26 protein-coding genes and 1 pseudogene are annotated in these 25,968 nt (G+C 42.6%); 20 read left to right on the forward strand and 7 right to left on the reverse strand.

Annotation, left to right across the window (positions count from 1 at the left end; translation table 11 throughout):
* Positions 1-9 precede the first annotated feature (9 nt).
* Together L2096_RS01555 and L2096_RS01560 are read left to right on the forward strand one after the other, a co-directional pair.
* Entirely contained in the window at positions 10-1,071 is a 1,062-nt protein-coding gene (locus tag L2096_RS01555) for a sulfate/molybdate ABC transporter ATP-binding protein (protein WP_004939291.1), read from the forward strand.
* A gap of 52 nt (positions 1,072-1,123) precedes the next feature.
* Positions 1,124-2,047, forward strand: coding sequence for a CysB family HTH-type transcriptional regulator (locus L2096_RS01560; protein ID WP_004948656.1), 924 nt, complete (start codon positions 1,124-1,126; stop codon positions 2,045-2,047).
* 57 nt (positions 2,048-2,104) lie between these two features.
* On the opposite strand, the gene carO is transcribed toward L2096_RS01560, so the two are convergent.
* Positions 2,105-2,836 (reverse strand): ornithine uptake porin CarO, encoded by a 732-nt coding sequence (gene carO / locus L2096_RS01565; RefSeq protein WP_025094973.1) that lies wholly within the window; start codon positions 2,834-2,836, stop codon positions 2,105-2,107.
* Positions 2,837-3,138: 302 nt separating this feature from the next.
* Between carO and dapD the strand changes: the two genes are divergently transcribed.
* From dapD to L2096_RS01590, 5 genes are all read left to right on the forward strand, one after another.
* A complete protein-coding gene (gene dapD, locus L2096_RS01570; RefSeq protein WP_004939296.1) occupies positions 3,139-3,960 on the forward strand; it encodes a 2,3,4,5-tetrahydropyridine-2,6-dicarboxylate N-succinyltransferase in 822 nt (273 codons plus the stop codon).
* A gap of 112 nt (positions 3,961-4,072) precedes the next feature.
* A complete protein-coding gene (gene queE, locus L2096_RS01575; protein ID WP_004948660.1) occupies positions 4,073-4,783 on the forward strand; it encodes a 7-carboxy-7-deazaguanine synthase QueE in 711 nt (236 codons plus the stop codon).
* 24 nt (positions 4,784-4,807) lie between these two features.
* The gene (queC, locus tag L2096_RS01580) at positions 4,808-5,479 is read left to right on the forward strand and encodes a 7-cyano-7-deazaguanine synthase QueC (RefSeq protein ID WP_004939302.1); all 672 of its coding nucleotides are present in this window, start codon (positions 4,808-4,810) and stop codon (positions 5,477-5,479) included.
* 13 nt (positions 5,480-5,492) lie between these two features.
* A complete protein-coding gene (locus L2096_RS01585) occupies positions 5,493-5,903 on the forward strand; it encodes a hypothetical protein (protein ID WP_151808278.1) in 411 nt (136 codons plus the stop codon).
* 60 nt (positions 5,904-5,963) lie between these two features.
* The gene (locus L2096_RS01590; protein WP_076032037.1) at positions 5,964-6,428 is read left to right on the forward strand and encodes a peroxiredoxin; all 465 of its coding nucleotides are present in this window, start codon (positions 5,964-5,966) and stop codon (positions 6,426-6,428) included.
* Between the two features lie 46 nt (positions 6,429-6,474).
* On the opposite strand, the gene L2096_RS01595 is transcribed toward L2096_RS01590, so the two are convergent.
* A complete protein-coding gene (locus L2096_RS01595; protein WP_151815470.1) occupies positions 6,475-7,038 on the reverse strand; it encodes a nicotinate-nicotinamide nucleotide adenylyltransferase in 564 nt (187 codons plus the stop codon).
* Positions 7,039-7,138: 100 nt separating this feature from the next.
* On the opposite strand from L2096_RS01595, the gene L2096_RS01600 reads away from it, so the two are divergent.
* Both L2096_RS01600 and L2096_RS01605 read left to right on the forward strand, forming a co-directional pair.
* Entirely contained in the window at positions 7,139-7,939 is an 801-nt protein-coding gene (locus L2096_RS01600; protein WP_151791789.1) for an enoyl-CoA hydratase-related protein, read from the forward strand.
* A 116-nt stretch (positions 7,940-8,055) separates the two neighbouring features.
* Entirely contained in the window at positions 8,056-8,838 is a 783-nt protein-coding gene (locus L2096_RS01605) for a nitroreductase family protein (protein WP_025094977.1), read from the forward strand.
* Here L2096_RS01605 and L2096_RS01610 read toward each other — a convergent pair.
* The gene (locus tag L2096_RS01610; RefSeq protein WP_151815469.1) at positions 8,822-9,154 is read right to left on the reverse strand and encodes a YqfO family protein; all 333 of its coding nucleotides are present in this window, start codon (positions 9,152-9,154) and stop codon (positions 8,822-8,824) included. The two genes, L2096_RS01605 and L2096_RS01610, sit on opposite strands and share 17 nt — an antisense overlap.
* A 928-nt stretch (positions 9,155-10,082) precedes the next feature.
* A pseudogene (locus tag L2096_RS01615) lies at positions 10,083-10,160 on the reverse strand (NGG1p interacting factor NIF3); the annotation flags it as partial.
* A gap of 122 nt (positions 10,161-10,282) precedes the next feature.
* Between L2096_RS01615 and L2096_RS01620 the strand changes: the two are divergent.
* Positions 10,283-11,476 (forward strand): YbfB/YjiJ family MFS transporter, encoded by a 1,194-nt coding sequence (locus L2096_RS01620; protein ID WP_151815468.1) that lies wholly within the window; start codon positions 10,283-10,285, stop codon positions 11,474-11,476.
* On the opposite strand, the gene L2096_RS16035 is transcribed toward L2096_RS01620, so the two are convergent.
* Together L2096_RS16035 and purL are read right to left on the reverse strand one after the other, a co-directional pair.
* On the reverse strand, positions 11,463-11,582 hold the full coding sequence (locus L2096_RS16035) for a KGW motif small protein (RefSeq protein WP_004939335.1): 120 nt from the start codon (positions 11,580-11,582) through the stop codon (positions 11,463-11,465). The genes L2096_RS01620 and L2096_RS16035 overlap by 14 nt on opposite strands.
* A gap of 121 nt (positions 11,583-11,703) precedes the next feature.
* Positions 11,704-15,540: a phosphoribosylformylglycinamidine synthase gene (gene purL / locus L2096_RS01625; protein WP_227264720.1), complete on the reverse strand. Its 3,837-nt coding sequence runs from the start codon at positions 15,538-15,540 to the stop codon at positions 11,704-11,706.
* Positions 15,541-15,794: 254 nt separating this feature from the next.
* Between purL and L2096_RS01630 the strand changes: the two genes are divergently transcribed.
* The 10 genes from L2096_RS01630 to pal all read left to right on the forward strand — a co-directional run bounded on the left by L2096_RS01630 (position 15,795) and on the right by pal (position 25,624).
* Positions 15,795-17,129 (forward strand): deoxyguanosinetriphosphate triphosphohydrolase, encoded by a 1,335-nt coding sequence (locus tag L2096_RS01630; RefSeq protein WP_076032032.1) that lies wholly within the window; start codon positions 15,795-15,797, stop codon positions 17,127-17,129.
* Between the two features lie 110 nt (positions 17,130-17,239).
* The gene (gene ruvA / locus L2096_RS01635; RefSeq protein ID WP_076032031.1) at positions 17,240-17,845 is read left to right on the forward strand and encodes a Holliday junction branch migration protein RuvA; all 606 of its coding nucleotides are present in this window, start codon (positions 17,240-17,242) and stop codon (positions 17,843-17,845) included.
* A gap of 7 nt (positions 17,846-17,852) precedes the next feature.
* On the forward strand, positions 17,853-18,857 hold the full coding sequence (ruvB, locus tag L2096_RS01640) for a Holliday junction branch migration DNA helicase RuvB (RefSeq protein ID WP_004939345.1): 1,005 nt from the start codon (positions 17,853-17,855) through the stop codon (positions 18,855-18,857).
* Between the two features lie 218 nt (positions 18,858-19,075).
* Positions 19,076-20,434 (forward strand): amidohydrolase, encoded by a 1,359-nt coding sequence (locus L2096_RS01645; RefSeq protein ID WP_250364752.1) that lies wholly within the window; start codon positions 19,076-19,078, stop codon positions 20,432-20,434.
* A gap of 284 nt (positions 20,435-20,718) precedes the next feature.
* Complete coding sequence (gene ybgC, locus L2096_RS01650) at positions 20,719-21,126, forward strand: tol-pal system-associated acyl-CoA thioesterase (protein ID WP_004939350.1); 408 nt, start codon at positions 20,719-20,721, stop codon at positions 21,124-21,126.
* 26 nt (positions 21,127-21,152) lie between these two features.
* Complete coding sequence (tolQ, locus tag L2096_RS01655; protein ID WP_004939353.1) at positions 21,153-21,851, forward strand: protein TolQ; 699 nt, start codon at positions 21,153-21,155, stop codon at positions 21,849-21,851.
* Positions 21,851-22,297, forward strand: coding sequence for a protein TolR (gene tolR, locus L2096_RS01660; RefSeq protein WP_004939356.1), 447 nt, complete (start codon positions 21,851-21,853; stop codon positions 22,295-22,297). Before tolQ ends, tolR begins: the two co-directional genes overlap by 1 nt.
* A 3-nt stretch (positions 22,298-22,300) precedes the next feature.
* Positions 22,301-23,647, forward strand: a complete 1,347-nt coding sequence (tolA, locus tag L2096_RS01665) for a cell envelope integrity protein TolA (protein ID WP_250364753.1) — start codon at positions 22,301-22,303, stop codon at positions 23,645-23,647.
* Positions 23,648-23,740: 93 nt separating this feature from the next.
* Positions 23,741-25,024 carry a Tol-Pal system beta propeller repeat protein TolB gene (tolB, locus tag L2096_RS01670; RefSeq protein ID WP_004939365.1) on the forward strand — a complete coding sequence of 428 codons (1,284 nt, stop codon included), beginning with the start codon at positions 23,741-23,743 and terminating at the stop codon, positions 25,022-25,024.
* 30 nt (positions 25,025-25,054) lie between these two features.
* The gene (gene pal / locus L2096_RS01675; RefSeq protein ID WP_004939367.1) at positions 25,055-25,624 is read left to right on the forward strand and encodes a peptidoglycan-associated lipoprotein Pal; all 570 of its coding nucleotides are present in this window, start codon (positions 25,055-25,057) and stop codon (positions 25,622-25,624) included.
* A gap of 57 nt (positions 25,625-25,681) precedes the next feature.
* On the opposite strand, the gene L2096_RS01680 is transcribed toward pal, so the two are convergent.
* Complete coding sequence (locus tag L2096_RS01680) at positions 25,682-25,873, reverse strand: NF038105 family protein (RefSeq protein ID WP_004939372.1); 192 nt, start codon at positions 25,871-25,873, stop codon at positions 25,682-25,684.
* Between the last annotated feature and the right edge of the window lie 95 nt (positions 25,874-25,968).

The following is a 25,968-nucleotide window of genomic DNA, read 5'->3' on the forward strand; positions in this document are numbered from 1 at the left end:
GAATGACAAATGAGTATTCAAGTTAAAAATATTGAAAAACATTTTGGTGCATTCCATGCATTAAAAAATATTTCATTAGACTTTCCAGAAGGTGAACTGGTGGCATTGTTAGGACCATCAGGCTGCGGAAAAACAACGCTTTTACGTATTATTGCCGGACTAGAATCGGCAGATGGCGGACAAGTGTTGCTTGAAGGCACCGATGCCACCGATATTCATGTGCGTGAGCGTCAAGTGGGATTCGTATTTCAACATTATGCGCTGTTTCGCCACATGTCCGTATTTGACAATATTGCCTTTGGTTTACGTGTACGCTCACGGCGGACGCGCCCATCGGAAGCAGAGATTAAAAAGCGCGTAACACGTTTGCTGGATCTGGTTCAACTCGGTTTTTTAGCCGATCGCTACCCTTCTCAACTTTCGGGTGGTCAGCGCCAGCGTATTGCATTGGCCCGTGCACTGGCAGTTGAACCGCGCGTGCTACTGCTTGACGAACCATTTGGTGCGCTGGATGCCAAAGTGCGTAAGGAATTACGACGCTGGTTACGGACACTGCATGACGAGCTACATATTACCTCGATTTTTGTGACACACGATCAAGAAGAGGCGCTTGAAGTTGCCGATCAGATTATTGTGATGAATAAAGGGAATGTCGAGCAAATTGGTTCACCGCGTGAAGTATACGAAAAGCCAGCGACCCCGTTTGTTTTCGACTTTTTAGGACAAGCCAATCGCTTTGATGGACATTATTATGAAAACATCATTCAATTGGGCGATGACAAAATTATTTTACCGAATGCCTCGCAAACACCTCATGGTAAAGTGATAGCATTTGCTCGACCAAATGAACTACATATTCATGCACAACCAACAGATAACACCATTCAAGCTACCTTTTTAAGAGAAGTCTGGATTGCTGGAAAAGTCGTTGCTGAATTACAAGATCGTAATGGCAGACTGATCGAAATTGCCCTGACACCCGATGAAGCACGCCTTCATCAATTTAGACCGAACCAAACGGTTTGGATCAGTGTGTCTCAACTTCATCTTTTTGAAGAACGGGTTGCTTAGAATTAAAAAATGGGGGCAAGTTCCCCATTCTCGTTGAGAGGATCAAGAGAACATGAATTTTCAACAATTACGCATTATTCGGGAAACCGTGCGTCAGAATTTTAATCTGACCGAAGCTTCTGCTGCACTTTACACTTCACAATCAGGTGTCAGTAAGCATATTAAAGATTTAGAAGATGAGTTGGGTGTACAACTTTTTGTTCGCAAAGGAAAACGATTGTTAGGTTTGACAGAACCCGGCCAATCCTTGCTTGGCATTGTTGAACGTATGTTGGTCGATGCAGAAAATATTAAACGTCTGGCCGATGACTTTAACAAAGTTGATGAAGGCACCTTGACTATTGCCACCACGCACACACAAGCTCGTTATGTACTGCCTCCGATTGTCAATCAATTTAAGAAACTGTTTCCAAAGGTACATTTAATCTTGCAACAGGCCAGCCCAACCGAAATCTCAGAAATGTTGTTGCTTGGTGAAGCGGACATCGGTATTGCCACCGAGTCTTTGACCACCGAAGATAATCTGGCCAGCGTCCCTTACTATCAATGGGAACACAGCATTATCACGCCGCAAAATCATCCGCTTGCCAAAGAAACCGACATTACTCTTGAGAAGCTCGCAAATTTTCCAATCATCACCTATCACGGCGGCTTTACTGGGCGTTCAAAAATCGACAAAGCCTTTGAAGATGCCGGCATTGATGTCGATATCGTCATGTCTGCACTCGACGCCGATGTCATTAAAACCTACGTAGAACTCGGAATGGGTGTGGGAATTGTGAATGACGTGGCCTACGATAAAGAACGAGACTATCGCTTGAGCCAACTCAAAACCGGAATTTTTGGCTTAAATACAACATGGATCGCGGTTCGTAAAGGACACTTACTTCGTGGTTATGGTTACGAGTTTATTTCTTTATGCTCACCAGAAGCGGACATTAAGCAGCTTAAAAAAGTGGCTTACCCAGACGAGTAAAATCAAATTGATAAAACAAAAAAAACGGGATTTCTCCCGTTTTTTTTGTTCAAACAATTACCAGTTGTAGCTTACGCCCACTTTACCAACAGGTAACCATTTGTATTTGTCATCGTTACGGATTTTATTTTCTTCAGCCGCCAAATCACGATCAAAATCTGCACCGTTCACATTAACGAATGTACCGTTTGCGTCAAGATTTACACGTGGATTACCTGCATAATAAGCACCTATTTCACCAAAAACGCCCCAGTTTTTAGTCAACTTAGGTGAGAAACCAAGTCCAACGTACGGTGCGATATCGTTTTTATAATCTAGCTTACCGCGAACTTCACCATTAAAGTTATAGTTATTACCATTTACTTTAATTGTTCCGTCAGTTGAGCGCTTACTTAAATCGTAATCGTTATCTAGGTATGCTGCACCTGCCGCAACATATACAGCTTGAGCCCAACGGTTCTGGCTTGCACCCCAAGGACGAATTTCTGCATTCAGGTAAACGTTGTTGTTATTCATATCAACATCGTATTTAGTACCGTTCACAGATAAATCATCGCGCCATGAAATGTCGCCACCATTGTAACCAAGTGCTAGACCTACATACGGGTTTGCTTGCCAAAGCAAAGCACCACCGTAACCTGTTGTGCCTACTTCAGCACGAACACCTACAGGAATGAGCTGCTGCGCGTCAAATGCATAACGGTCATGTACCACAGCATCATCAGCTGATGCAACGCCTGCTACAGCGCTAAGTGCACCTGCTAATGCGAATACTTTTAATACTTTCATTTTCGTCTCCTCAAAAAGAGTAAAGGCTTGTTCTAATAAATCTGATTTCTTTTGGTAAGCCCATAGTAGATGAAATTGTGATTTGTTTTTATACAAAATTTGCTTATTTTCTGTTAATTTTTGATACAAGTTGGCCTTTTAGCTTGTTTTTTAATCAATTTTTATTGAATTTAAATATAATTACTGCTGCAAAAACGCAATGTCTAAATTTTGATTGTTTTTTAATCACGGCAATCATTCAACCCAAGATTCTTTGGCCGTTTTCGTGTAGAATCTTTAAAATTTTTTTTGGAAGGACGTCCATGTCTGAGCTTTCAACGATCATTGAGCAAGCGTTTGAAAATCGTGCCAACTTTACCGCTGCTGATTGCCCTACAGAAATTCGTGAAGCAGTTGAACACGTTATTGCTGGTTTAGACAACGGCACTTTACGTGTTGCTGAAAAAATTGATGGTGAATGGATTGTTCACCAGTGGGTTAAAAAAGCGGTTTTATTATCGTTCAAACTTAACGACAACAAACCTGTTGAATCTGGCGATTTAGCGTTTTACGATAAAGTAGACACTAAATTTGCAGGCTGGACTGAAGCGCAGTTTAAAGAAGCTGGTGTTCGAGTTGTTCCTCCTGCTGTTGCACGCCGTGGTAGCTTCCAAGCAAAAAATGTTGTGTTGATGCCATCTTATGTCAACATTGGTGCTTACGTTGATGAAAACACCATGGTTGATACTTGGGCCACTGTAGGTTCATGTGCTCAGATCGGTAAAAATGTTCACTTGTCTGGCGGTGTAGGTATTGGTGGTGTACTTGAACCACTTCAAGCCAATCCAACGATTATTGAAGATAACTGCTTTATTGGCGCGCGTTCTGAAATTGTTGAAGGTGTAATCGTAGAAGAAGGTTCTGTCATTTCAATGGGCGTATATATTGGTCAGTCGACTCGTATTTACGACCGTGAAACTGGTGAAATTCATTACGGCCGTGTACCTGCGGGTTCAGTAGTTGTACCGGGCAGCTTACCGTCTAAAGACGGCAAGTACAGTCTGTATGCTGCAATTATTGTGAAAAAAGTAGATGCGCAAACACGCTCGAAAACCAGCTTGAACGATTTGCTTCGCGCTGAGTAATTCTCACAGATTAGCGAAATATTGATGCTCTTCGGAGCCTGATTCGCTTCTCGTCTCTACGGTCAAGCCTGATCGTAGAGATTTTTGTTTTTCAACTCTTGGTAATGCTGTAATGACTTCTTTACGTTCTACGACAATTCCAGTGACGGACCCGGCTGCGGGACTACGCATAACGGAAATTTTCTACTCTTTACAAGGGGAAGCCAATACTGCGGGTTTACCAACAGTTTTTATCCGCTTAACGGGTTGCCCTTTACGCTGCACATATTGTGATACCACTTATTCATTTGAAGGTGGGCAACGACTTTCAATTGATGAAATCATAGAAACTGCACGTGCCTACAAAACGCCTTATATTTGTGTGACAGGTGGCGAGCCACTGGCTCAGCCCAATTGTCAGGTATTATTAACGCGTCTGTGTGATTTAGGTTTTGACGTTTCACTGGAAACCAGTGGTGCACTCGATGTTTCAATGGTCGATGCTCGGGTATCAAAAGTGCTTGATCTCAAGACGCCAACCTCTGGTGAAGAGAAGCGTAACCTGATGAGCAATCTTGATCATTTGACTCCTCACGATCAGATCAAATTTGTGATTTGTAATCGTGAAGATTATGAATGGTCCAAACTTCAGGTTGAACAATTTCAACTTGAGAAAAAAGTGAGTACCGTATGGTTCTCGCCTGCTTTTGCCGTTGAGAAAAATGCAGCCAAACTGCCTCAACTGGCTCGTGATTTAGCAGAGTGGATTCTAAACGACCATCTCCCCGTGCGGTTTCAGTTACAGCTCCATAAAATTTTATGGAACGATGAAACGGGTCGTTAATTTAATTTGATTGGAGAATGATATATGCGCCCTCGTGCCATTGTTTTATTGTCAGGCGGCTTAGACTCAACAACCTGTTTAGCTTGGGCACAAGCGCGCTATGAATGCATGGCCTTAAGCTTTATGTATGGTCAACGTTCATCTACAGAGCTAGATGCAGCCAAAGCACTGACTCAACGCGCTGGCGTTGAACATCGCGTGATCAATATCGATTTAGGTAATTTGGGTGGCTCTGCCCTTACCGATCACAACATTGATGTTCCAGAACAACAACAAGATGGTATTCCGGTGACGTATGTACCGGCTCGTAACACAATTTTTCTCTCGTATGCGCTTGCTGCAGCAGAAGTTTTTGGCGCTGAGGCTATTGTTATTGGCGTAAATGCAGTAGATTATTCTGGATACCCAGATTGTCGCCCAGAATATATCGAAGCGTTTACAAATATGGCACGCTTGGCAACAAAAGCGGGTGTAGAAGGAAAACCTCTTACATTTGAAACACCTTTGTTACATTTATCCAAAGCGAATATTATACGTCTTGGTATTGAACATGGCGTAGACTATAGTCAAACAGTTTCTTGCTATCAGGCTGATACGCAAGGCCGTGCTTGTGGTAAATGTGATAGCTGCCGCTTACGTAAAGAAGGTTTTATTGAAGCTGGCGTCGCAGATCCAACACGCTACATACCGCAATAATAAGGTACTATTTATGAAATTTTTGAATACCAAACTTTTACTTTCTTCTGTAATGGCATCTGCAGCTTTGTTTGCATCTGTAACTCATGCAGACGACAACAAACTTCAGCAAGCCTACAAAAGCACAAATGTAAAAGGTGCTTTGATCAATCTGTGTAAAGAAGAGACTGCTAAAGGTAATAAACTGAACAGCGCAGAAGTAGGCAAATATTGTTCATGTGCAGTAGAAGCAGACGGCAGAATGACCAATGCACAAAAATGGGAAATTCAAAGCGCGATTAATGCTAAGAAAAGCCCAAGCACATTGGCTTTCGTACAACAGCAAAACAAAAGCCTTCAAACTTGCTTAGGCCCTCAGTTGACTTCAAAACTTAAAACTTTAAGTGAAGAAGCTATGAAAGCCGCACCAGCAGCGAAAAACTAAGTTCATTTTAAAATGACATTACAAGCCACATTATGTGGCTTGTTTTTTATGGAGAGAACAATGAGTAATGTAGAAATTCAATTACCGGATCAAGTGTTTCCAACTACAACGGGTGAAATTAATTTATCTGATTTAGATAACGAATGGTTGGTGATCTATTTTTACCCAAAAGACTCCACCCCGGGTTGTACAACACAAGCAGTTGGCTTTTCTTGCTTGAAAGATCAGTTTGATGCTCTGAATGTTAAAATTGTTGGTGTATCACGCGACTCGGTCAAATCACATCAAAACTTTACAGCAAAGCAAGCACTCACCATCGATTTGATCAGCGATAAAGAAGAAGTGTTGTGTAAGCATTTTGACGTAATCAAAGAAAAAAATATGTACGGTAAAATGGTGATGGGGATTGAGCGCTCAACCTTTATTTTTCACAATAAAAAATTAGTCAAAAGCTATCGTAAAGTGAAAGCAGCTGGGCATGCAGAACAGGTGCTTGAGGATATTCAGGCGCTTCAAGCCAACTAATCTAGTCCAATAGACTTCGCTTAGAGCGAAGTCTATTGTCAACATATTAAAGATTTGAGCTGTCGTGATAAGAAAATTTGTGCTGTAACTCTCGATAGGTATCAGTTTTTTGAAAAGCCTTCAAAAATGCAATGGTGCCTTGTGGAAAAGCAGACTCATCAATGCAACCCTCATAGAACGCTTCACGCAGCGGCGTGGCCGACATAGACTGCTTTAGGCTGTCCAGTTCAACCATGTGCCACTCTGGAAACAACTTTAAGTAGTAGGATGACTCATCCTTAAAATGGCCAATTAAACCAATCTTACTTGTGGATGGAGCCAGCGCATAAACACCAGATTTAACTTGCTCAACCCACTTTTTATCGTCATAGACATCAATAATGGGCGCAAACAAAATACGTGTTTGCTGTTCGGGTGTAAAATTTGACAAGATCATGTCTTGTCGCTCTGCCGCCAGAAACGGATTTTTAATATTTCGCTCTACCTGAGCCGACCCCAAAGCAATAATCACTTGTCGACTCTGCTGTAATGCAATTTGAATCGTTTCAAGATGAGCCAAATGAAAAGGCTGAAAACGCCCAATAAAAACAAGGTAATCAAACGTATACATATATCAACTTAACTTCAATGAACTCATCAGTTGCTTTTTTCAAGCAGTTTTAGGACATAATGAGCCGCATAGCCTTTTATAAATAACCAAGGATAGTACGATGACACTACAATGTATTCAACAACCTCATCAACATTTACAAGCAAATTTAGAAAATGGGGTGCTTACCTTAGCGCTTAATCGTGCAGAAGCAAAAAATGCACTTTATGGCGAATTATATCTTTGGCTGGCAAAAGCGCTCGATGATGCTGATGCATCGTCTGAGGTTCGAGTGGTTGTGTTACGTGGTGTTGATGCAGATTTTTCGGCTGGCAATGACATGAAAGACTTTATGTCATTTATTCAAAAACCGCATGAAGGCAAAGCTGGCGATCAACCACCTTTTGTCTTGTTAAAATCGGCTGCGCGCTTTTCAAAGCCACTTATTATTGCAGTTCGCGGTGTCGCCATTGGTATTGGAGTGACCATTTTGCTACATGCAGATATTGTTTACGCCGACAATACGGCGTTGTTCCAGATTCCATTTGTCAGCCTAGGACTGTCACCTGAAGGAGCTGCAAGCCGTCTGTTGGTGCAACAAGCAGGATATCATCGTGCGGCAGAATTACTGTTTACTGCACAAAAATTTAATGCCGAAAAAGCGCTACAAGCCAGTTTGATCAACCAGATTTCAGAAGATGTCTATACATTAGCAAACAAAACGGCTCAACAGTTATCTGCCCTTCCTTTAGCTTCCATCAAGCAGTCTAAAGCCCTGATGAAGCAAGACCTCTCTGAGATTATCGACTGCATTGACAAAGAAGCCGAAATTTTTATGCAACGTGTACAATCGGCAGAAATGAAAGAAGCGGTGCAAGCTTTTATGCAAAAACGCCAACCTGATTTCTCACAGTTTGCCTAATTATTATACTTCAATACAATCAATCACTTAATCATCAGTTTTGTGATACATTTTTTTAACATCACAAAATTGATGCAGTGATATGCTCATTTTATTGTCTCGCTTAAGTAAAGATCATGACCACGACTTCTCACGATTCAGCAACCTCAGATTCAACTGAAAAAAAACGCTATTTTGAGCCTGCACCTCAAGATATCGATGTCGATAACTTTCGTAAAGTGCTTGAAAGCAGACGCTCGGTACGCAAATTTACCGATAAAGCCATTCCTACTGAGGTCTTAGATGCCTGTCTGGATTTGGCCCTACTGGCACCAAACTCGTCAAACCTTCAGCCATGGACATTTTATGTAGTGCAAAATCCAGCCAAGAAAAAGCAGCTGGTTAAGGCTTGCTTAGGGCAATTGGCTGCAAAAACAGCGTCAGAACTGATCGTCTGTGTTGCGCGTACCGATCGTGTTGATGAAATGGCCAAGAAAAATATTTCTGAATTTCCATTTAATGAACCGCCTAAAATGGTTAAACAGTATTACCGTTTTATTCCGTTCAACTACAAAACCGGCTATTTCAACGCACTGGGAAATTTAAAAAAAGTGGCTTTTAAAGTGGCCAGAACACTGGATCGCCAGCTGCCTGTGACGGCATTTAATCCAGCCGATGCAAAGCTTTGGGCTGCAAAGAGTACCGCACTGGCCTGTGAAAATCTGGTCTTGTCATTACGAGCCTATGGATTTGATAGCTGCATGATGGAAGGCTTTGACGAGCCAATGGTTCATAAGCTGCTTAAACTCAATGACGAGCAATTTCCCATTATGGTCATTGCGGCGGGTGAACGTGCCACAGATGGTGTGTTTTATCCACAGTACCGATTTGATCGTAAGCTGTTTATTCAGAAAATCTGATTGAATCAATATCTACCATTTGAATAAATTCAAATGCGGGTTCTTCATACGGATGAATTGCACTTAAGGCCAAGGCAACTGCTTTGGCCTTTTGTTCAGATACAATCGTTTCCACACGCCATTCTTCAAGCTGCTCTAGAGCGTCTAGTTGCCCTAAAAAAGGTTGAGCATCTTTAACTGGTTTAAATTGTCCAATACCTTTTACTTGCCAAGCGCACTGCTCATAATGACCAACACCGCCTGCCCCGGCGGCAAAAATTGCAGCTTTGGTCGATTCCAGATGAGATTCAGGTACGTAATAAATTAGTTTAAGCATTAACTTACTGCCAAAAATCAAAGTAGTTCAAGTTATTTCATAATATCATAAATAAAATACAAGCTATCTCAAAATATATTATAAAAAAATTTAAATCTTCTTATTATAAGAATCATCAAGAAAGAAATATTATAATTCTACTCTATATTTTAATCACTTTAACTATTAAGAATTAATAAATATTTAGGTTTTTTATAATTCAGTTTATCTTAATAAAATTTTCTTCAATATGATCTGATAAAATTTTTATTAATTCATTCTTTTTATCGGCCACTACTGGAATAAGATATATCGATTTAGAGCTTTTGATACCCACGCAATCGAAAAACTCTTTTTTAAAACCATTTCTATACTGAATACGATAGGATTCACCAACTACAACTTCAAAGTCTTTAACAGTAACAGTTAAGAACCAACATATATTCAGTTTTATTAAGTTCTCCTTAAAAGAAAAGCTAAACACAGTGTAACGATAAGTTTTGAAAATCTTTATTATTATAGCAATAATACAAAAAAAACCTAAGAGTACTGGATATAAATAATATAATGATATAATGATATATTAAAATCAAAATAACATACTTGTAAAGCGTTCGATTCAAAAACAGACGGAAATAAGAATAATGTACCAGCAGAAAGAAATATTAATAAAAATATCTCACCTAATATCAATTTTATACAAGAAGGATTAATAAAATAATCATACTTACTTAAATTCATATATATACAACTTTTTAATCTTATTCATTAAAATATAAAAATTACAATAAATTCTTATAAAAACATTAGAAATTATAATCATTACATCTTTAGAATTAATTTTAACATATAATATTTTCAAGTCTAGAAATATCAAATCTAACGAGAAAAATTTATTAATTTTTTATAAATCAAAATATTTACAGACTAAATTAAATACATAACAAACTCCTTCTACAGCGGCAAAAATTGCAGCTTTGATCGATTCCAGATGAGATTCAGGTACGTAATAAATTAGTTTAAGCATATAAAATTCCTAATAATTTTAAATAGTGGTTATAGATTAATGATATTCGAAGCGAACCAAAGCATGGTATTTTAGCTGTTCCAAATACAGCTGTCAGATCTATAGATGGAGCTTATAGTAAGATGACACTCACCGCCTCCTCGCCACGCCCAGCCGAAACGTTACTTATCCTGTTCGCAGGCATTTCAAGTTTAATTGTGGCACATGGTCTAGGGCGATTTGCATTTACCCCCTTACTGCCTTATCTCATTCAAGATAATGTGATCACACTTGCTCAAGGGGCTAATCTCGCAACTTGGAATTATATTGGCTATTTGGTCGGTGCACTGGTGGCAGTCTCTCTACATGGACGAAACAGCACGCAAAGTGTGCTGATCTGGGCATTACTCGTCAATGCAGGATTGACTATTTTGCAAATTATCACAACAGATTATACGTTTTTTCTACTGCTGCGTTTATGCAATGGTATCACCAACGGGCTGGTGTTTGTGCTGGTCCCTGCGCTGATTCTTGAATGGTTGGCAGAGCATCATAAAACACAATTAAGCGGGCTGATGTTTACAGGCGTGTCGATTGGGCTCATTTTAGACAGTATATTAATCGACTGGTCATCGGCATGGTTTAGCGGACAATTGCGCTGGATTCCAATCGGGTTGATGGCGCTGCCGCTGGCGTTATTTAGTGTCTGGCAACTTAAGAAAATTACATTATCTTCTCGCCCTACAGCCGTCATTCGTTCATCACGCTTACTAGACCGAAACAGTACTCCGTTATTTATCGGCTATGCAGGTGCTGGCTTAGGCTATATTTTACCGATGACATTTTTGCCTACACTAGCACATGAGTTAATTCGTAACCAGCCATTTATTCTGACCAATATCTGGCTAATTACGGCACTTTCTTGCCTAATCTTGTTACCTTTCTGGAATAAGCTTGGTGCAAGTACCAATGACCGCTTTGCACTGATTTGTTCTTATATTGTGCAAATTTTAAGCTTGATTGCTGTATTGATCTTTCATAATGCAATCGGTGTCGTGATCTGCGCGATTTTGATGGGTGGGAGTTTTATGGGGACTGTGGTGTGCTCTCAGCGAATTGCGCGAATCTTTCAACCGCATCAAGGCCCTAAACTGTACGCAGCGCTGATTAGCCTATATGCTGGCACCCAACTGATTGGACCGTGGCTGGCTAAACTCTGGATTGATCATGGCGGGACATTACTGCAAAGCTTTTACATGGGCTTGGCAGCTCTGATCTGGGGCCTGCTCTGGACACTGCGTACACCGAATCCCGCGAATGTCGTTACGACACATTAAGGCGTAAATAATTTGCCACAATCCAGAGCATTTCCAGACTCATCACCATGCCAAATAACCACCACCCTCTGCGTTTGTGTTGAACTGTGTGCTTATTAGAATACATTGCAGATACATCCTTTTTTTATTGTGCTGATAAATCTAAAGCAAAAGCCATACCACAGCACAAAATATAAACACCATAAAAAAAACGCCACACAAGGTGGCGTTTTTTTTATGCGGCTGAATTAGCCAATAAATTTACGTGCGTTACGGAACATACGTAACCATGCACCATCTTCAGTCCAGTTTTCTGGTGACCAAGAGTGTTGAATGGCACGGAAGTTACGCTCTGGATGCGGCATCATAATGGTTGCACGGCCATCTTTAGAGGTCACACCTGTAACAGCTTCTGGTGAGCCATTCGGATTCAGCGGATAATGCTGAGTTGGGTTACCCAAGCTGTCGACATAACGTAAAGTGACTTGCTGATTGGCATTTAAGCTCGCCAAATGAGCATCGGTTGTCACTACACGACCTTCACCGTGAGCGACTGCAATTGGCAAGATCGAACCTTGCATATCTTGCAACAATACCGACACCGATTTTTCAACACGCACGTTTACGCTACGCGCCTCAAACACTTCCGAAACGTTACGATGGAAACGTGGCCATGCATCGGCACCCGGAATAAGCGGTGCAAGCTGTGACAACATTTGGCATCCGTTACAAATCCCCAGACTAAAAGTACTGTCACGATGGAAGAAGCTCTCAAACTGATCGCGTAATTTCGGATTAAACAGTACCGATTTGGCCCAGCCACCACCTGCACCCATGACATCACCGTAAGAGAAGCCACCACATGCCACCAAACCTTCAAAATCTTGAAGATCGACACGACCGGCGAGTAAGTCACTCATGTGAACATCAATGGTGTTGAATCCGACTTTATCGAATGCCGCCGCCATTTCAACGTGCCCATTGACACCTTGCTCACGTAAAATCGCCATATTTGGACGACGTGTCGCAATGAAAGGCGCTTCAACTGGTTCGTTTAAATCAAAAGTAGCTTGTGCAATCAAACCTTTATGATCTTGATCTGAAATCAAGGCAAATTCTTGGTCGGCAGTTTCAACGTTGTCACGTAAACGCTGGATTTGATGAGACACTTCTGCCCATGCACGTTGTAATTCGGCACGTTCAAAAGTTAAACCGTTCACCGTTAATTGATCTGAACTGTTCACACGGCCAACTACCGAAATCGCATCTTTAAGGCTAGAAGCCGAAATTTCAGCTTGTACAGCGTCCCAATCTGCAGCTTTTAACTGAACCACTGCACCAATTTCTTCTGCAAACAGGCTTTCAACGCTTTGCTGTTCAAGTGCAACACCTAAACGTGATGCAAACATCATTTCGGCAACCGTAGCGAGCAAGCCACCATCACCGATATCGTGATAGGCTTGAATTAAACTGCGATTATTCCAGTCTTGTACCAACGCAAAAAATGCTTTTAAATCATCAAAACTGTCAACATCTGGCGTGACCGTTCCAATTGCCTTGTATACTTGAGTGAGAATCGAAGCACCGAGACGGAACTGGCCTTTCGATAAATCGATACGTACCAGAACAGATTCATCAAATTTTTTCAGCTCTGGTGTTAAGGTTTTACGCACATCACTCACAGGTGCAAATGCAGTAATCACACCCGACATTGGCGAAGTCACGGCTTTGTCTTCACCATTATCATTCCACGTGGTACGCATGGAAAGCGAGTCTTTACCGACCGGAATCGCAATACCCAGCGCAGGGCACATTTCCATACCAATGGCTTTTACACCTTCAAATAAAGCTTGATCTTCACCTTTTTGACCTGCAGCTGCCATCCAGTTTGCAGAAAGTTTGATGTCACCAATTTGTTCGATATTGGCCGATGCAATATTGGTAATCGCTTCAGCCACCGCTAGGCGTGCAGATGCCGCAGGGTTTAACAATGCCACCGGCGGGCGTTCACCCATTGCCATAGCTTCACCTGTGTACCCTTGAAGGCTGGTTGTGGTCACCGCAGCATCGGCAACAGGCACCTGCCATGGGCCAACCATTTGGTCACGTGCCACCATCCCCGTAATCGAGCGGTCACCAATGGTGATCAAGAACGATTTAGATGCCACAGTTGGGTTTTTAAGTACACGGAAAATGGCATCTTTTAAATCGATCTGTGTCGTATCAAAAGCTGTACCTTCACGTTCAATGCTTTCATAAGAACGTTGCATACGAGGCGTACCACCTAGCATGACTTGCATCGGGATATCCACCGCATTGTTTTCAAACAATGGATCTTCAACCGTTAAATGACGCGCTTCAGTTGCTTCACCAAGCACAGCAAACGGACAACGCTCACGCGCACAGATTTCTTCAAACTGAGCCAAAGACTCTGGACGAATCGCAAGCACATAACGTTCTTGTGCTTCGTTTGACCAGATTTCCATTGGGCTCATGCCAGGCTCAAGCGATGGAATTTTACGTAAATTTAAAATCGCACCCAACTCATGGTCGTTTACCAGTTCAGGCATCGCATTTGAAAGACCACCTGCACCAACGTCATGAACAGACACAATCGGGTTGAAATCTTCTAGGCGCCAGCAGGTATCAATCACTTCTTGGCAACGGCGCTCCATCTCTGGGTTTTCACGTTGTACAGAAGCAAAATCAAGGCTCTCACCCATGGTACCGCTGTCTACAGAAGATGCTGCTCCACCACCCAAACCAATCAACATGGCTGGTCCGCCCAGTACAATCAGTAAATCGCCTGGTTGAATTGCATCTTTTTCGACATGATCTGGACGAATGTTGCCATAACCACCCGCAATCATGATTGGTTTATGGAAGCCTTTTACTTCGCCGTTGACATTTTGTTCAAAAGTACGGAAATAACCATTTAATGCCGGACGGCCAAATTCATTGTTAAATGCTGCACCACCCAATGGACCTTCAATCATGATTTGAAGTGGAGATGCCATGCGTGACGGTTTACCGTAGTTTTCTTCCCAAGGCTGTTCAAAGCCCGGAATATTGAGGTTTGAAACGGTAAAGCCGGTCAAGCCTGCTTTTGGTTTACCCCCACGGCCTGTTGCGCCTTCATCGCGGATTTCACCGCCTGAACCCGTTGCAGCACCCGCAAATGGCGAGATTGCAGTTGGATGGTTATGGGTTTCAACTTTCATCAGGATGTGTGCAGCCTGACTTTTATATTTATAAATATAATGACCGGTGTCGTTGTCTTTTTTTGGATAAAAACGCTGAGTATCGTAGCCCACAATCACAGACGCATTATCTTTATAGGCAGATAACACTTCGTCTGGTGACTCTTTATAGGTGTTTTTAATCATCTGGAACAAGGATAACGGCTGTACTTCACCATCAATCGTCCATTCTGAACCAAAGATTTTATGACGGCAGTGCTCTGAGTTTGCCTGAGCAAACATCATCAGCTCGATATCGTTCGGGTTACGGCCCAATTGAGTAAAGGCATCGGTAAGGTAGTCAATTTCTTGCTCAGACAATGCAAAACCAAATTCATTGTTGGCTTTAACCAGTGCCGCTTTACCCTCACCCAAAATATCAATCGAGTTGAGCGGTTTTGGCGAAGTTTCCAAAAACAATGCATTGGCACTGTCAATTTCTGCAAAAACTGTTTCAGTCATGCGGTCATGAAGTGCTTGTTTCACTTCATGGGTCATTTCGCTAATCCCTTTAAGGGTAAACAAAATACCACGCTCTAAACGATGAATCGGTGTATTACAGTTTTTGAAAATATCGGTGGCTTTAGACGACCACGGCGAAATGGTGCCGATACGTGGCGTCACCAAAACTTGGATTTCATCTGTTGCCGCCTGACGCAGCTCAAACGATGATCCATCATTTAATAGTTGTAATGCAGATTGATGCTGCTGCTCGTTGAGCGCTTGATCAAACAGATAAACCCATTGGCTGTCAAAAGATTGTACAGAACTAATTGACGATAAACGTGTTAATAGTTGAGCTTTCTTAAAAGAAGAATGTGCTGGTGCACCGGCCACGATAAACATGTTGATTTTGGCTCCACGGGCAAGTCTGATGAACTTTACCGCAATGTGACTTTAGAGAGAGCGCATATTCTACTGTGAAAAGCAAAAATCGGCTAGATGAACATTCCGTATTATCTAAATGAATTGCATCAAAATAATCACATTCACGAAAAGAAATTAAATTTCACTAAAAGCGCCAACTTCTGTCGCACTGATCTAGTGCTTTTTTCTTTTTTTTGGCATCATGAAATCAGAGATCTCAAGAAAAGTTATAAATGGAACAAATGCGCTGGTTAGAGCTGCTTTCAGCGGTTCGTTTAGGTAGTAAAAAAAGTAAAACTGAATTGGCCCGTAGCCCATATCATAAAGATTATGATCGCATCATCTTCTCGCCGAGTTTTCGGCAACTAAACCGCAAAACTCAAGTCCACCCGCTCACCCAGCAAGATGGCATTCACACACGGCTCACACATTCACTTGAAGTATCTTGTGTTGGGCGCACATTAGGAATGTTAGCTGCTGAAAAAATCAAGAATGAACTTCCCGCGTGGATTTCTCCATCAGACATCGGTGCCATTATTCAGGCTGCGTGTCTTGCACATGACATTGGCAATCCACCTTTTGGTCATGCAGGTGAATATGCGATTCGTGACTGGTTCGATGAAGCTGAAAATCAGCGCTATCTTGAAGGCCTTACCCCCGAACAACATGCCGATGTATGTCAGTTTGAAGGCAATGCCCAAGGCTTACGTATTTTAACGCGTCTAGATTATCACCCCAATGACGGTGGGATGCGACTCACTTTTGCTACACTGGGTGCTTATTTAAAATATCCGTGGTTGTCTCATCCGGTTGACCATATCGACTCAACGCATCTGCGCTCCAAGTTTGGCTGCTATCAGTCTGAAAAAGAAGTACTTGTGCAAATTGCAGAACAACTCGGGCTCATCCAGTTAGGCGACTATCATTATTGTCGCCATCCTTTAACCTATTTACTCGAAGCGGCCGATGATATTTGTTATGCCCTGATTGATCTTGAAGATGGCATCAGCATGAATATGCTCGAATATGATGAAGTTGAGCCTTATTTTCTGAATTTGATTGGTGACTACGGCACCCCACACGAACTGACCCTCCCGCACGCCACATGGCATCAGAAAGTCGCGGCCTTACGTGGACGAGTAATGAAACGTCTGGTTGCAGAAGTAACCAACGCCTTTGCACGTCATCATGATGAAATACTGGCGGGTAAGCTCAATGGCGGTTTATTGCAATATTGCCCAAGTGATATTCATATTGGTATTCAAAATGCAAAAAACCTGACTCGAGATAAAATTTTTGATCATCCACACAAAGCGGATCTTGAATTACTGGCACACTCGAGTTTGCAGCATTTACTCGATGCTTTTATTCCGCTTGCTCAACCAAAACAGCGGCTACGCTTTAAAGATCAGCGTTTAATGGTAATTTTGCAAAATCTTGGCATGATCATGAGTGATGATCTCTATCAAAACATCATGCAGATTTTAGATATTATTAGTCGTTTTTCCGACCATCAGGCTTATGCCATTTCGCAAGAGCTCAAAGGCAATAAAGTCAGCATGTTTTAAATTTTAGTCGCCAGATCAAATCAGTTGCTTGTACAACAGCCGGTTATTTGCTGTGGAGTATCAAGATTTTTGTTATTGTATTTTTTGAATTTGAAGAGTGATTGAATCGCATGATTGGTTGTTTAATTGGTGAAGTTTTTGCGCTTGAGGCGCCGACCGTATTGCTGAATGTCAATGGTGTCGGTTATGAAATCGACACGCCGCTATCAACATTTTGTCAGTTGCAAAAAGGACAACGCGTCACATTATGGACGCATCTGGTGGTTCGAGAAGATGCACAGCAACTGTTTGGTTTTATCGATGCACAAGAAAAGTTGGTTTTTAGAACCCTACTCAAAGTGAACGGTGTTGGTCCCAAAATGGCATTGGGCATTTTATCTACCCTCAGCATTGATTTACTGATCCATACCATTGAGCATGATGACATCAATACTCTTATTAAAGTTCCTGGGGTAGGTAAAAAAACAGCCGAACGTTTAATGATAGAGTTACGTGATCGCTTCAAAGCCTTATCTACTCCGAGTGGCACAGGCTCCGCTATAGCGCCAGCACAGATCCAGTTTAGCGCTAACTCCCCCGTGGCAGAAGCAGAAGCCGCCTTACAGTCATTGGGCTATAAACCAGCAGAAGCACAAAAAGCAGTGGCAGCAGCAAAAGCCAACCACACCGAAGCAGCCGATATTATTCGTGCTGCATTAAAATCGATGATGAAGTGAGCCGTCAATGAGTGATCGTTTAATCAGTGGCAGTGAAAAACCAGAAGATCATTTTGATCGCGCCATTCGTCCTACCTCGCTCGCTGACTATATTGGTCAGCCCGTGGTTCGTGAGCAAATGGAAATCTTTATTGGTGCGGCACGTGGCCGAGGTGAAGCACTGGATCATACGCTTATTTTTGGTCCTCCTGGCTTAGGAAAAACCACACTGGCCAACATTATTGCCAGAGAAATGGGTGGAAACCTCAAGTCAACTTCAGGCCCGGTGCTTGAGCGTGCCGGTGACCTTGCCGCCATGCTGACCAACCTTGAAGAAGGTGATGTGCTGTTTATCGATGAGATTCATCGTTTATCGCCGGTCATCGAAGAAATTCTGTATCCAGCAATGGAAGATTATCAACTGGATATCATGATTGGTGAAGGGCCTGCTGCGCGTTCGATCAAGCTTGATCTTCCACCGTTTACCCTAGTGGCCGCCACAACACGAGCAGGTCTACTCACCTCGCCGCTGCGTGATCGATTCGGTATTGTCCAGCGTCTTGAATTTTACTCGGTCGAGGATCTGACCCATATCGTGACGCGCTCTGCAAATCTGATGGATGTTCCGATCACACATTCGGGTGCGGCCGAAATCGCACGTCGTGCACGAGGTACGCCGCGTATCGCCAATCGTTTGCTCCGACGAGTACGTGATTATGCGCAGGTAAAAGGGACTGGTGAAATTACACAAGAAATGGCGCAACGTGCACTTGATATGCTGAATGTAGACAAAGACGGGCTAGACACACTCGATCGACGTTACTTAAGCATGCTGCTTGAACGTTTTGATGGCGGACCGGCAGGTGTGGAAGCATTGGCTGCCGCTATGGCAGAAGATAGCGGAACGCTTGAAGATGTGATTGAGCCGTATCTTATTCAACAAGGTTATGTGATGCGTACCGCTCGTGGCCGAATTGCCACCAACATGGCGTATTTACAATTTGGCTTAACCCCGCCAGAGCCTAAAAGCTAATTTTTAAGAATGTGCCAGCGAGAAAAAATTGATCTCTGGCACATTTAAATCGTGGCTTTTTTACATATATCATTTCTGTAATTTTTATAATAATCAAAGAATAAGTATACGTATTAAGTATTTTTTTATACCTAATACGCTCATGCAATTTCGCCATAAAATTGGCAAAATAACGTTATCAAAATACAAAAAACGATTTTTGAAAAAGGAATTTTCTCTTGAAACAATTTAAAAAAGCACTGCTATGCACGCTGTCACTTTTTACAGTCTGCACAGCGAGTTATGCCGATTGGGTGAAACAGTCAGCTCAACAAGTTGAACCGCAAACAATTCAGTTACGTCATCAAATCCATCAGCATCCCGAACTTGGGAATATGGAGTTTCAAACCTCAAAACTGGTCAAGTCCGAGCTGAAATCTTATGGTATTGAAGTAAAAACCGGTTATGCTAAAACAGGCGTGGTGGGCATATTAAAAGGTGCAAAACCAGGTCCGGTAATGGCATTACGTGCCGATATGGATGCACTTCCTATGCAAGAGCAAACAGGACTTCCCTTCGCAAGTCAAACCAAAGCCATCTATCAAGGTAAAGAAAGTTACGTGATGCATGCTTGTGGTCACGACGCGCACACCGCGATGCTTCTGAGCGCTGCAAAAATTCTGGCTCAGCATAAAGATAAAATTGCGGGCACAGTGGTGTTTCTGTTTCAGCCTGCTGAAGAAGGCGGTGCAGATATTGATAACTTTACTCAGGGTGATCAAATTGGATCACGTAAAATGATTGCAGATGGCGCATTAAATCAACCAAAACCTGAAGTGATATTTGGTCTTCATGTGATCGCGGGTATGAAAAGTGGAGAGCTGTATTACAAAGATGGTGTGATTTTAAACAGTGCAGATCAGCTTCGTATTCGTGTTACGGGACAAGCCGTACACGGCTCAACACCTTGGTATGGACGCGACCCTGTTGTCGCTTCAGCAGAGATTATCAATAATTTACAGACCTTGATAAGTCGTCGTACCGATTTATCTAAAGGAATGGGCGTTGTCAGTATTGGAAATATTCAGGCAGGCACGGCAGGTAATATTATTCCTGAGCAAGTTGCTATGGTTGGGACTATTCGTTCTAATCATGAAGATATTCGTCAAACGATTTTAAAAGATTTACCTGTTATGGTTGAGCACATTGGCTTGGCAAATGATGTGAAAACCCACGTTGATATCGCACAGTATGCTCCGGTCACCTCAAATAATAAAATATTAACTGAATCTATGCTGCCAACACTTAACACCGTTGTTGGTGTGCAAAAACTACATCGCCTAGATACGAATGCCAGCGCGAGTGAAGACTTTTCATACTATGGCCAATACATGCCATCATTGTTTGTATTTCTTGGAGCAACCCCAAGCACAGTTGAACTTAACAAAGCCGCACCAAATCATAATCCTAATTTTATTGTCGATGATGCAACTTTAAAAACAGGCATTGAAACACATGTGCGGTTTGTTTTGGACTATCCAAATGTAGCGCAAAAAGTACAAGATGCTTGGTTAAATAAAGATCAGAATCCATCTTAATTGAAACTGATGGCAATTTAAATGAGTGCACTCTGCTTAAAATTAAACAATTATGCATCGCTAAGATTTTAATTATTCTGGGTTTTTATGAAAAATTCCAGAATTTTTTTTCCGTTTAAATCATCATGATGATTGGAGTGTTGTGCCATTGGACGCTTCAGATAAGCTGATAAACTTCAATGCGGTAGAACCTTGGCGCATGAGCAAATTTTTCAACTTTCCCCACAGATTTTGAACAGCGCCAACTCAAAACACAATATTGAATCAAAAGACGGAACACTCTCATGGCGAATAAATTCGAATTCCAAATTCGTGTATATATTGAAGATACTGATGCCGGCGGTATCGTCTATCATGCTAACCATATTCGCTATCTTGAAAGAACTCGTACAGAATGGCTTCGTGCCTCTGGCATCGATCACTACTGGCACCAAAAAGACTATAACTTTGTTGTGCACAAAATTGCACTGAAGTACATTCGCCCAATCATGATGGACGATATGATCACTGTTACAGCAAGTGTAGTTTCATGTAAAGCTTCGTCATTTGTATTGCAACAAAATATATATCGTGGTGAAATCATGCTAGCTTCTGGTGAAGTGGAACTGGCGTGTTTAAATGCTGAATTGCGCCCTCGTCGTTTACCAGATGAAATTCGTGGTCTTATTCTTCAAGAATTGGAACAAGCTTAAAAAAACAAACTTTGGCACACGTAACTATGGCAACACCAGCTCAATCTTCATTGCATATTTCTGATCTTATTTTACAAGCAAGTCCTGTGGTACAGGCCGTAATGTTGATCTTACTTTTCGCATCGATTTATAGTTGGTATCTGATTGCCAAGTTACATATGAGCTATAAAAAATCTGCACAACAGGATGAACATTTTCAAAAAATGTTCTGGTCGGGTGCAGAGCTGAATACGCTTTACAACAATGCACAGCTCAACTCAAAACGCACAGGTCTTGAAGATATCTTTTATCATGGACTGGGTGAGTTTTTTAAACTTAAAAAGCGCCATGCTCCCGCCTCTCAAAGTATTGAAGGAACTGAGCGAATTTTACGTGTCGGTTTAAGTCGGGATCAAGGCCGCCTCGAACAAGGACTTGGTGCCTTGGCCAGTATTGGTTCTGTTGCACCTTATATTGGCTTGTTTGGTACCGTATGGGGCATTATGAATGCCTTTATCGGTTTGTCAGCAGTTGATCAAGTTACCTTGGCCACTGTTGCACCGGGCATCGCAGAAGCACTTATTGCCACAGCAATCGGTTTGTTCGCTGCAATTCCAGCGGTACTCGCCTTTAACCATTATACGGCTAAGGGTGAAGCGCTTTATTCTGACCGCGCACTTTTTGCAGAAGAAATGGTCGCATTGCTGCAACGTCAATCTGTAGGTTCCACTCAGGAAGACGTATAATGGCCATTCAGCGTTCCGGGCGCTTTGAGCGCATTAAAAAGCCGTTAAAAAGTGACATGAATGTCGTACCCTATATTGATGTCATGCTGGTGCTCTTAGTTATTTTTATGGTGACTGCTCCAATGATCACCAGTGGTATTAAAGTAGATCTACCACAAGCCAATAACACACCAATTGAATCTAAAGAACCCGCAATCGTAACCCTTGGACAAGATGGCCAGATTTTTCTGCAATATAAAGATCACAAAGAAGAACCTGTTTCACTCGATCAGCTCAAAAATATATTAGGAGAGGCTCAAGCTCAGGCTGATCAAAGCAATCAGAAGCTGACTGTATTGGTCAATGGTGAAAAATCTAGACCTTATGGCGATGTGGTTTCACTCATGTCTACTTTACAAGCAGCAGGTTTAACACAAGTTGGTCTGCTTACAGAACCATTAAAGTAACCCATGAAAAATTTTCAAAAGCCCGCTTTTAAAGAACGATCAATTGCACTAGGATTTACACTTGGTGTGCATACGCTGGCAATTGTTGGCTTACTTTATTTGGGCTTAAGTAAACCACCTGAAACGCCTAAAAAAATCACCACTGTACTGGTGAACCCTGCCGATTTGGCTTTACCTGTTCAAGAAGCAGATACGACGAGTACGCAAGTCGCACAGAACATACAGTCAACACAAACACCCAATCAAGAAGCTCCCATTATTCCTGCAAGTCCTCAAGAGCAATCTCAATCTGAGGCAAATGCCGCCGCACTCGCAGCAGCAACGGCTGCCGCAAAAGCTCAAGAGCTGACACAAGCAAAAAAAGCAGCAGCTGAAGCAAAGCGTGAAGCAGAAGATAAAGCTCGAGCTGAAGCTCAAGAAAGATTAAAAGCCAAGGCAGAGGCTGCTGAAAAGACTAAAGCCGATGCAGCCGAAAAGGTCAAAGCTGAAGCCGCTCAAAAAGCTAAAGCAGATGCCGCTGCAAAAGCCAAAGCTGAAGCAGCAGAAAGGGCCAAAGCCGACGCTGCTGCAAAAGCTAAAGCCGATGCCGCTCAAAAAGCCAAAGCGGATGCTGCTGCAAAAGCCAAAGCCGACGCTGCTGCAAAAGCCAAAGCTGAAGCCGCTGCAAAAGCTAAAGCCGACGCTGCTGCAAAAGCCAAAGCTGAAGCAACAGAAAGGGCCAAAGCCGACGCTGCTGCAAAAGCCAAAGCTGAAGCAACAGAAAGGGCCAAAGCCGACGCTGCTGCAAAAGCTAAAGCGGATGCTGCCGCAAAAGCCAAAGCGGATGCCGCTGCAAAAGCTAAAGCGGATGCCGCTGCAAAAGCCAAAGCGGATGCTGCCGCAAAAGCCAAAGCGGATGCCGCTGCAAAAGCTAAAGCGGATGCTGCTGCAAAAGCCAAAGCGGATGCTGCTGCAAAAGCCAAAGCGGATGCTGCTGCAAAAGCCAAAGCGGATGCTGCTGCAAAAGCTGAAGCTGAAGCCCGTGAATCTGCGGCAGAAAAAGCACAGCAAGAAGCGGCACAGAAGAAAGCTGAAGCTAGACGCGTGGCTTCAAGTGCCAAAAAAGATTTCGAGCAGAAAATTTACCGCGCATGGAATATTCCTATGGGTGCAGCTGGTAAAAAAGCCACTGCACGTGTCACTTTAAGTGATAGCGGCTCTGTACTTTCGGTGGTGGTGAATTCCAGTGATGCAGATGTCAAAGCGAGTGTCGAAGCTGCGGTACGATCAGCCGCCCCTTATCCAATGCCGTCAGACCCAGATGCACGACGTGAAGCGCGTACGTTTACCTCGTCGTTTACAGCAAAATAATTTTTGATTGTGATTACATGCTTTAAATGGATTCAAAGCATGTAATCGTGCTAAAACAGCACAAGCCATTCAATTTGACCCTCTATCACGATTATGGATATGACGCGTAAACATTTACTTTCTTTCGCACTCATTGCGGCTCTCGGGATGACCGTGACTTCAAACACGTTTGCCCAATTGCATCTTGAAATTGCAAAGGCGCCTGAAGAAGCGCCTAAAATCGCGATTGTGCCCTTTGCAAATGATCAATCCTTGTTTCCGATTGTGGAAAACGACTTGAATCGATCTGGTCGTTTTAGCAGTTCATCCAAAAATTTACCCGCTACAGCTTCGGTAGATCAGGTGCAGGCTTCAGCATGGCAATCTGCCGGCATTCCCTATGTCGTGGTAGGTAATGTTAAACCTGCAGCCAATAATGCACTTGAAGTACATTACCAACTTTACGATGTGCAAAAGCAGCAATATCTTTTAAATGAAGTCTTAACTGTTCCAGCTTCGCGCGTACGTCAGGCTGCGCATATGATCAGTGATGCGATTTATCAAGCCCTCACTGGTATACCGGGCGACTTTAGCGGGCGTATTGCCTACGTACTTCGTAATCCTGCTACTCCAAATCAGCGTTATACACTCCAGATCGCAGACACAGATGGCGAACAACCTAAAACCGTTTTATCGTCTCGTGATCCAATTCTATCACCGGCATGGACACCCGACGCTAAAAAGATTGCTTATGTATCTTTTGAAACCAAACGACCCGCTATTTATTTGCAAGATTTAGCAACGGGGCAACGCGAAGTTTTGGCAAGTTTTAAAGGCTTAAACGGCGCGCCAAGTTTTTCTCCAGACGGCAAATCGATGTTATTTACAGCGTCGATGAACGGCAATCCAGAAGTCTATCAAATGGATTTAACCACCCGCCAATTACAGCGCATGACCAACGATAACGCGATTGATACAGAAGCACGTTATGCACCAGATGGCAAATCCTTTATTTTTACCTCAGATCGCGGTGGCTCACCTCAAATTTATCGCTACAGTTTCGATGATTCATCGGTTAAGCGCTTGACCTTCCGTGGTGCCTTTAATGCACGTGGCACACTCAGTGCAGACGGTAAGAATATCGCATTGGTACATCGCCCTTCAGGTAGTAATTACAAAGTGGCCATCATGAATATTTCGACTGGTATCGTGAATATTCTGACCCCAACCAGCCTTGATGAATCACCAAGCTTTTCACCGAATGGCCAGATGGTGGTCTATGCTACCTATGAAGGAAGTCGTGGCTTATTGTCTATTATGTCGACAGATGGCCGCTTCCGAATGAATTTACCAAGTGAACAGGGTGAAGTGAGAGAACCTGCGTGGGCACCGAAATAACGCTTAGACATAATCTTACTGGAGATTAATATGAACGCTGTGAAATTATTTGTTTTACCTGTGCTGGCAACAGCGGTAATCATGACAGGATGTGCAAGCCGCAAACCTGCTGCACCTGTGACCACTGGAACGAATCCAACTGGCACGACCACTGTAAGCACAGAAGGTTTAAGTGAAGATGCTGCATTAAATGCAAAAAATCTGACTGGTGCGTCATCTAAAGGGGTCACTGCTGCAAATCGTGCCTTTCTGGCAAAACGCGTGGTCCATTTCGATTACGACAGCAGTGATTTATCCACTGAAGACTATCAAACACTTCAAGCACATGCTCAATTTCTAATGGCAAATGCAAACTCTCGTGTTGCATTGACAGGTCATACAGATGAACGCGGTACACGTGAATACAATATGGCCTTAGGTGAGCGTCGTGCAAAAGCAGTACAAAGCTACCTAATCACCAATGGCGTCAATCCACAGCAGCTTGAAGCAGTGAGTTATGGCAAAGAAATGCCAATTAATGCGGGTCATGATGAAGCAGCATGGAAAGAGAACCGTCGCGTTGAAATCAATTACGAAGCAGTTCCTCCTTTGTTGAAGTAATAGATAAAAAATATAAAAAGCGCCTTCATTGAAAGGCGCTTTTTATATGAATGTCTTTTACTGTGAAGTATGGTTTGAATCTGCTTCTTGGTGCTGAAACGACTCGATCAAATCGTGTTTATTAAACTCTTTATATTCAGGTTTTGCTTGATACCCTTCCCAAGCTGCAGCAATACTTTCTTTGGAGATCTCATCCAAACTCAAAGCTTCGCTCGGGGTGGGACTTGGCTCAAACTTCTTGGTCGTCATTTTTGCTGCTCCTACCCTCGGATTTCTCCTATGCCACTAAACATAACATGTTATGGCAAGCTTGCAAGCAAAAAATAACCAGAAATAAAGTAAGA

The organism is Acinetobacter sp. ACZLY 512 (assembly GCF_023614015.1).
Taxonomy (GTDB): domain Bacteria; phylum Pseudomonadota; class Gammaproteobacteria; order Pseudomonadales; family Moraxellaceae; genus Acinetobacter; species Acinetobacter soli.